This window comes from Kitasatospora sp. NPDC001095, assembly GCF_053598615.1.
Genome location: NZ_JBSFKQ010000018.1, coordinates 69,078 through 74,902, shown reverse-complemented (window position 1 = coordinate 74,902; position 5,825 = coordinate 69,078). Strand labels below are relative to the sequence as shown.

11 protein-coding genes and 1 pseudogene are annotated in these 5,825 nt (G+C 73.1%); 7 read left to right on the top strand and 5 right to left on the bottom strand.

The features are described 5' to 3' along the window. Positions 1–3: 3 nt before the first annotated feature. The 4 genes from ACWDBB_RS18020 to ACWDBB_RS18005 are packed head-to-tail and all read left to right on the top strand — an operon-like array spanning position 4 to position 2,491. Positions 4–219: an MbtH family protein gene (locus tag ACWDBB_RS18020; protein WP_392878922.1), complete on the top strand. Its 216-nt coding sequence runs from the start codon at positions 4–6 to the stop codon at positions 217–219. A 5-nt stretch (positions 220–224) separates the two neighbouring features. After that, positions 225–1,508, top strand: a complete 1,284-nt coding sequence (locus tag ACWDBB_RS18015; protein ID WP_449790517.1) for a cytochrome P450 — start codon at positions 225–227, stop codon at positions 1,506–1,508. A 3-nt stretch (positions 1,509–1,511) separates the two neighbouring features. Continuing rightward, on the top strand, positions 1,512–2,282 hold the full coding sequence (locus ACWDBB_RS18010; protein ID WP_449790516.1) for an SRPBCC domain-containing protein: 771 nt from the start codon (positions 1,512–1,514) through the stop codon (positions 2,280–2,282). 8 nt (positions 2,283–2,290) lie between these two features. Beyond that, positions 2,291–2,491, top strand: a complete 201-nt coding sequence (locus ACWDBB_RS18005; protein WP_449790515.1) for a hypothetical protein — start codon at positions 2,291–2,293, stop codon at positions 2,489–2,491. 75 nt (positions 2,492–2,566) lie between these two features. Here ACWDBB_RS18005 and ACWDBB_RS18000 read toward each other — a convergent pair whose 3' ends face one another. Then, positions 2,567–3,253 carry a hypothetical protein gene (locus tag ACWDBB_RS18000; protein WP_449790514.1) on the bottom strand — a complete coding sequence of 229 codons (687 nt, stop codon included), beginning with the start codon at positions 3,251–3,253 and terminating at the stop codon, positions 2,567–2,569. A 12-nt stretch (positions 3,254–3,265) separates the two neighbouring features. On the opposite strand from ACWDBB_RS18000, the gene ACWDBB_RS17995 reads away from it, so the two are divergent. From ACWDBB_RS17995 to ACWDBB_RS17985, 3 genes and pseudogenes are all read left to right on the top strand, one after another. Next, a complete protein-coding gene (locus ACWDBB_RS17995; RefSeq protein WP_449790513.1) occupies positions 3,266–3,400 on the top strand; it encodes a hypothetical protein in 135 nt (44 codons plus the stop codon). 204 nt (positions 3,401–3,604) lie between these two features. After that, positions 3,605–3,784: pseudogene (locus ACWDBB_RS17990) on the top strand (thioesterase II family protein); the annotation flags it as partial. Positions 3,785–3,849: 65 nt separating this feature from the next. Then, entirely contained in the window at positions 3,850–4,260 is a 411-nt protein-coding gene (locus ACWDBB_RS17985) for a thioesterase II family protein (protein ID WP_449790529.1), read from the top strand. 105 nt (positions 4,261–4,365) lie between these two features. On the opposite strand, the gene ACWDBB_RS17980 is transcribed toward ACWDBB_RS17985, so the two are convergent. The 4 genes from ACWDBB_RS17980 to ACWDBB_RS17965 are packed head-to-tail and all read right to left on the bottom strand — an operon-like array spanning position 4,366 to position 5,800. After that, positions 4,366–4,632, bottom strand: a complete 267-nt coding sequence (locus tag ACWDBB_RS17980) for a dsRBD fold-containing protein (protein WP_449790512.1) — start codon at positions 4,630–4,632, stop codon at positions 4,366–4,368. A 55-nt stretch (positions 4,633–4,687) separates the two neighbouring features. Further along, positions 4,688–5,116 (bottom strand): Hsp20/alpha crystallin family protein, encoded by a 429-nt coding sequence (locus ACWDBB_RS17975; protein WP_449790511.1) that lies wholly within the window; start codon positions 5,114–5,116, stop codon positions 4,688–4,690. Beyond that, positions 5,106–5,576: a CBS domain-containing protein gene (locus ACWDBB_RS17970; protein ID WP_449790510.1), complete on the bottom strand. Its 471-nt coding sequence runs from the start codon at positions 5,574–5,576 to the stop codon at positions 5,106–5,108. The genes ACWDBB_RS17975 and ACWDBB_RS17970 overlap by 11 nt, the downstream gene beginning before the upstream one ends. Beyond that, positions 5,573–5,800, bottom strand: a complete 228-nt coding sequence (locus ACWDBB_RS17965; protein WP_449790509.1) for a hypothetical protein — start codon at positions 5,798–5,800, stop codon at positions 5,573–5,575. The genes ACWDBB_RS17970 and ACWDBB_RS17965 overlap by 4 nt, the downstream gene beginning before the upstream one ends. Positions 5,801–5,825 lie beyond the last annotated feature (25 nt).

Below are 5,825 nucleotides of genomic sequence, written 5' to 3'. Positions count from 1 at the left end.
CCCATGACCAACCCCTTCGACGACCAGGACGGCACCTTCCTCGTGCTCGTCAACGACGAGAACCAGCACTCGCTGTGGCCGCAGTTCGCGGACGTCCCGGCTGGCTGGACCGTCGCCCACGGCCCCGACACCCACGCCGCCTGCCTGGAGTACGTCGAGAAGTCCTGGACCGACATGCGGCCCAGGAGCCTGGCCGAGGCCATGGACGCCCGGCGGTAGCCGACGTGACCACCACCGACACCAGGGGCGGGGCCCGCGCCACCGCGGGCCCCGCCCGGCCCGGCGGCCCCGCCGAGCCCGGAGATCCCGCCGGGCCCCGCGACCTCGCCGCGGACCTGCTCACCCCCGAGGCCCGCCGCGACCCGTACCCGTTCTACGCCCGGATGCGGAGCGAGAGCCCGGTCCACCGCAGCGCCCAGGGCATCTGGTACCTCACCCGGTACGCCGACGTCGAGGCGGCGCTGACCGACCCGCGGCTGTCCAACGACCGGGACCGGATGACCCGCGCCTACGTCGCGCTCGGCGGCGACCTCAAGGCCTTCAGCCGGCTCACCGACCGGCTCGGCCGGGTGATGTCCAACACCGACCCGCCGGACCACGCCCGGCTGCGCAAGCTCGCCAACCGGGCCTTCACCGCCCGGCGCGTCGAGGCCCTGCGCGACGGCATCCAGCGGATCGTCGACCAGCTGATCGACCGGGCCGTCCAGGCCGGGCCGGCCATGGACCTGATCGAGGCCGTCGCCGCCCCGCTGCCGACGTCCGTCGTCTGCCGGCTCTTCGGCATCCCGGACGACGACCTCCCGCAGGTCAAGACCTGGTTCAGCCGCTTCGGCCGGCTGAGCGAGGACCTCGACAAGTCCGAGGAGGCGATCGGCCAGTACGAGGAGTACCTCGCCCGCCTCGTCCGGCAACGCCGGGCCGATCCGGGCGACGACCTGATCAGCGCCCTGGTCGCCACCCAGGAGCAGGACGACCGGCTCACCGACTCCGAACTGCTGTCCACCTGCTTCGTCCTGATCACCGCCGGCGACGAGACCACCACCCAGCTGATCGGCAACGGCATGCTGGCCCTGCTGCGCCACCCCGACCAGCTGGCCCGGCTGCGCGCGGACCCGGGGCTGATCCGCGGCGCCGTCGAGGAGCTGGCCCGCTACGACACGGTGACCCAGGCGATCGTCCGGGTCGTCGCGGAGGACCTGGAGATCGGCGGGCGGACGCTGCGCGAAGGCGAGCTGGTCTACCTGTTCCTCGGCGCGACCAACCGGGACCCCGAGCGCTTCGAGGACCCCGACCGGCTCGACCTGACACGACCCGACAACCGCCACCTCAGCTTCGGCAACGGCCCGCACTTCTGCCTCGGCGGCCCGCTGGCCAAGCTCCAGGCGGAGGTGGCGGTCGGCACCCTGGTGCGCCGGCTGCCCGAGCTGCGGCTGGCCGACGGGGCGGCGCTGGAGTGGCGGCCCAACCCGCTGCAGCGGCGGCTGAGCGCCCTCCCGGTCAGCTACTGACCCATGACGACGACGAAGGAGAACCCGACCATGGCCCGAGAGTTCGAGGTCCGCAAGGAACAGGACCTGCCCGCGACCCCCGAACAGGTCTGGGCCGCGGTCGCCACCGGCGTCGGCAACCTCGGCTGGCTGTACCCGATGGAGATCGAGCCGCGCGTCGGCGGAAAGGTCACCCGGGCCGAGAGCACCGTCGTGGCGTGGGAGCCGCCACACCACTTCGCCGTCCGGGCGACCCTGGGCGACGAGTTCTCCAACACGCTCAGCTACCGGATCGAGCCGGCCGACGGCGGAACGAGCCACCTGCGGATGGGAATCCACTGGGTGCACCAGGGCGTCTGGGACGAGATCTGGGACCGGAAGGCGGACGCGGCCGAGAAGCACGTCCACTTCTACCAGCACAGCCTCGCCGAGTACCTGCGGCACTTCGCCGGCCGCCCCGCCGTCTACGTCAAGGCCGTGCGCCCCGAACCCACCGCCGACCCGGCCGACTTCGCCGCCCTGCGCCGACGTCTCGGCCTCGCCGAGGACGCGGCCGTCGGCGACCGGCTCGCCGTCCACGTCCCCGGCCGGGACGGCGGCCCGGAGGAGGTGGTCGTGGACTGGCTCAGCCCCGACTTCGTCGGGCTGCGCGGCCCGGACACGCTCTACCGCTTCTTCAACGGCAGCACCTGGAACACGCCGATTTGGCTGGCCCACCACGTGTTCGCCGGGAACACCGACGAGCAGCGGGCCACCGAGGCGTGGACCGCCTGGCTCAACGACACCCAAGCCTAGGACCCCCGATGCGGACCTCCACCGAAACCCTGCTCTACGCCGCCGAACTCGTCGAGGAGAACGGCACCTACACCCTCGTCGTCCAGGACGTGCGGAGGGACACCGTCCAGACCGTCCCGGTCCCCAAGTCCATGGTCGACAAGCTCCCGACCTTCCTGGCGGCGCTCGCCGCCAGGTTCAACCCCGCCCCCTCGCGCGGCCGCTGGTAGTTCCGGGACATCCGGGCGCCGGGTCGTCTCCAGCCGGGGACGACCCGGCGCCCGGTCCCGCGTCCTGCGGCGGGATCACCGCCCGGCCGGCGCCTCCGGGTCGGCGGCGCCGGCCGGGGTTCCGCGCGAGGAGAGGAGCTCCGCGACCGGATCGGCACTGCCCGAGGCGCTCAGCTCCTGCACCAGCTCGCAGTTCCGGGAAACCCTGCCGGAGACCCACTCGCGCAGCCACGCGGACAGCCGGGGGAGCGGCAGGTCGGACGGGGCCAGCCCGGCGAGCACGCACCCGGTGGCCGCCGCCCCGCCGACGTTGACGACCACGTCCGGCAGGACGGTGTGGCCGGCCTCGCGCAGCAGCCGGCGGGCCGGTGCGGTGCAGCTCATGTTCCCGCCCTCGACCACCAGACGGGCCCGCACCGCCGGTACCGCCTCCTCGTCGACCGCGGAGGCGGACGCCGCCAGCACCAGCACGTCGGCGTCGACGTGCAGCCACGCCTGCCCGGGCCCGTGGACCGTGACCCGGGCGGGCAGTCGGCTCCGGTCGATCGTGCCGTCGCTGCTGGTGAGTGCGGCGAGTTCGGCGACGGGCAGTCCGCGCTGGTCCTCGACGGTGCCCCGGACGTCGGCCACGGCCACCACCCGGTGGCCGTGCGCGGCCAGGTGACCGGCCACCGCGCGTCCGACGGTGCCGAAGCCCTGGAGCGCGACGCGCTGCGGGGTCCGCGACCGTTCGGCGTCGGCGCGCACTACTGCATCGGACACACCGTCGCACGGGTGGCCCTGCGGATCCTGTTCGCCGAACTGCTGGGCCGGTTCACCGACTTCGAACTCGCCGGTGCGCCGCGGCGCATGCGCTCGAACGTCATCGCGGGCTTCACGCACCTGCCGATCACCGCGCGGACCCGATAGGAACCGCTCATCGCCGCCTTCACCGCAGCCGGCGTCACCTCCACCGGCAGCACCGCGGTCGAATCCGAGAAGAAGCCCCCACCCGGAAGGACATCAGTGGACGCTCCGACGGCCCACATCCGCAACAAGTGGTTCATCCGCGAGCCGTCGCCGGTGGCACCGGCGCGGGTGTTCTGCCTGCCCTACTCGGGGTGCGGGGCGAGCATGTACCGCCGGTGGCCGTCATCGGTCGACGGCGTCGAGCTCTGCCCCGTACAGCTGCCGGGCCGGGAGAACCGGATGCGCGAGCCCGCCCACACCACCTACGAGGCGATGGCCGACGACCTCTGCGAGGCCCTGCGCCCCTACCTGGACCGCCCCTACGCCCTGTTCGGGCACTGCGGCTCCGCGTTGGCGGCGTACGAGACCGCCGTACGGCTGGTCGAAAGGGGCTGCCCGCCCCGACCCAGGTGTTCGTCTCCTCCGAGGTCGCACCGCAGGACGGCCCCTACGGCCGCTTCCTCGACATGGACGACGACGAGCTGGCCGCCGAACTGCGCGGGCTCGTCGCGGAACTGGGCGGCACCCTGGAACCGAGCCTGCTCGCGCTCTACCTCGGCGTCCTGCGCAACGACGTCGACATGAACAAGCGCTACCACGTGGCCGAGCCGCTCCGGCTGCCCTGCCCGATCACCGCCATCGGCTGGACCGAGGACACGGGCATACCGCCGTCGCTGATGACCGGCTGGTCGGCCTGCGGCGAAGCGGCCTTCGAACTCCTGGAGGGAGGCCACTACCGCTTCATCGAGGCGCCGGCGGAACTGCTGGCGCTCCTGGTCGCGGATCTGACGCCCGACCGGCGGGAGAACGGGCGGGTGTGATCACCCGCGCCCGGGCGGACCGGCGAAGGGCGGTGGCGCATCCCGGCCGCGCGGCACAGCTCACCACCCACCGGTTCGGACCCGACACCACCGATCCGGTCGACCTCACGGCTCGTTCGCGGCGGCGTCCGTCCTTCCGGCGTGGAGCAGCTGGCGCGCGAGCTCTGCGAGGGCGCGGCCGGCGGCGTACTCGTCGCCGATCTCGGGGACGGGCGGGTCGTGGGGGCTGCGGTGGGCGGTGGTGCGGGCCTCCAGGGTGTTGTCGCCGGTGTCGAGGACGGCGTGGACCTTGGTGGCGTCGCCCTCCTCGAAGAGGTCGAGGCGCAGGGTCCAGCGCTTGGTGCGCATCGGTGTCGGGGTCTTCGTGGTCATCTTCGGCTCCAGGGTCCGACGGGCCCGGGGTGGTGCCCGGGCCCGGAATCGGGGGTCAACTGCCCCGGGTTATCTCGATCCTGCGGGCGGGTCTGGCGACTTCGCCGACGGGCGCCCGGACGGTCAGGACGCCCTGGTCGTACGACGCGGTGACGTCCTCGTCGCGGACGCCGGCGGGAAGCCGGACGCTGCGGCTGAACGAGCCGTAGCGGAACTCGGAGTGCTGCTTGTCCTTCGTCTCCTCGGTGCGTTCGGCCTGGACCGTCAGCACGCCGTCGTCGATGCTGATCGTGATGTCCTTGTCGGGGTCGACGCCGGGGAGTTCGGCCTTGAGCTGGTAGACGCCGTCGGTCTCGGACTCCTCGATGCGGATCACGTGCTCGCCGTGTGGCATGCGGAACTCGGCGGGGAAGTCCTCGAAGAAGTCGGGCAACGACGGCCACCGGCCGCCGAACGGGAATCGTCTGCGAAGGTCACCGGCCATGACGGCCTCCAAGGGGTTCGAGGGGAGGGTGAGGGCGGACAGCGGCTTCCCGCAGGGCGCTGCGGGAGACCGGGATCAGCACGTCGAGGAGCCGTTGGACGACGTCACGGAGCAGGTCGTCGACGGTGAGCATGCCGATCGGGCGGCCGTCGTCGATCACGGGCAGGCGGCGGACGCCGGCGTTGCGGAAGGTTCGGTAGGCGGTGTCGAGGTCGTCGTCGGCATCCAGGGTGGCGACCCGCACGGTCATGAGCTCGGTGACGGGCCGCTCGGGGCTCCCGTCGTGGGCCAGGCCGCGGACGGCCAGGTCGCGGTCGGTGAGGATGCCGAGCAGTCGGTCGTCCTCCGTGACGAGGACGCAGCCGACCGCCGCCTCCTCCATCCGTCTGGCCGCCTCGACGGCCGTCGCGGTGGCGCCGACGGTCACCGGGGGTGACGTCATCAGGTCGGAGGCCCTCATGACGCGGTGGCCTTCGCGGTGTCGTTCCCGACCGGCCGCCGGGCCTCGGCCGGGGTGAGCGAGAGCCGGACCCGGTCGGTGTCGTACGGTTCGCGGGCGGGGTCGAGGGCGACGCGGCCGGTGTCCGGCAGGACCTCCGGGGCGAAGCGGGACACGGACACGGTCCGCCCGGCGGCGGTGTGCGGCAGCAGCCGGGTGGTGGTGCGGGATTCGTCGGTCAGCACGGCCGGTGCCTCCGCTCGTCAGGGC

Bases quoted from the DNA above. Each gene is read 5' to 3' on its own strand.
- ACWDBB_RS18020 (WP_392878922.1), top strand. From the start codon at position 4: ATGACCAACCCCTTCGACGACCAGGACGGCACCTTCCTCGTGCTCGTC.
- ACWDBB_RS18010 (WP_449790516.1), top strand. From the start codon at position 1,512: ATGACGACGACGAAGGAGAACCCGACCATGGCCCGAGAGTTCGAGGTC.
- ACWDBB_RS18005 (WP_449790515.1), top strand. From the start codon at position 2,291: ATGCGGACCTCCACCGAAACCCTGCTCTACGCCGCCGAACTCGTCGAG.
- ACWDBB_RS17980 (WP_449790512.1), bottom strand. From the start codon at position 4,632: ATGACCACGAAGACCCCGACACCGATGCGCACCAAGCGCTGGACCCTG.
- ACWDBB_RS17975 (WP_449790511.1), bottom strand. From the start codon at position 5,116: ATGGCCGGTGACCTTCGCAGACGATTCCCGTTCGGCGGCCGGTGGCCG.
- ACWDBB_RS17970 (WP_449790510.1), bottom strand. From the start codon at position 5,576: ATGAGGGCCTCCGACCTGATGACGTCACCCCCGGTGACCGTCGGCGCC.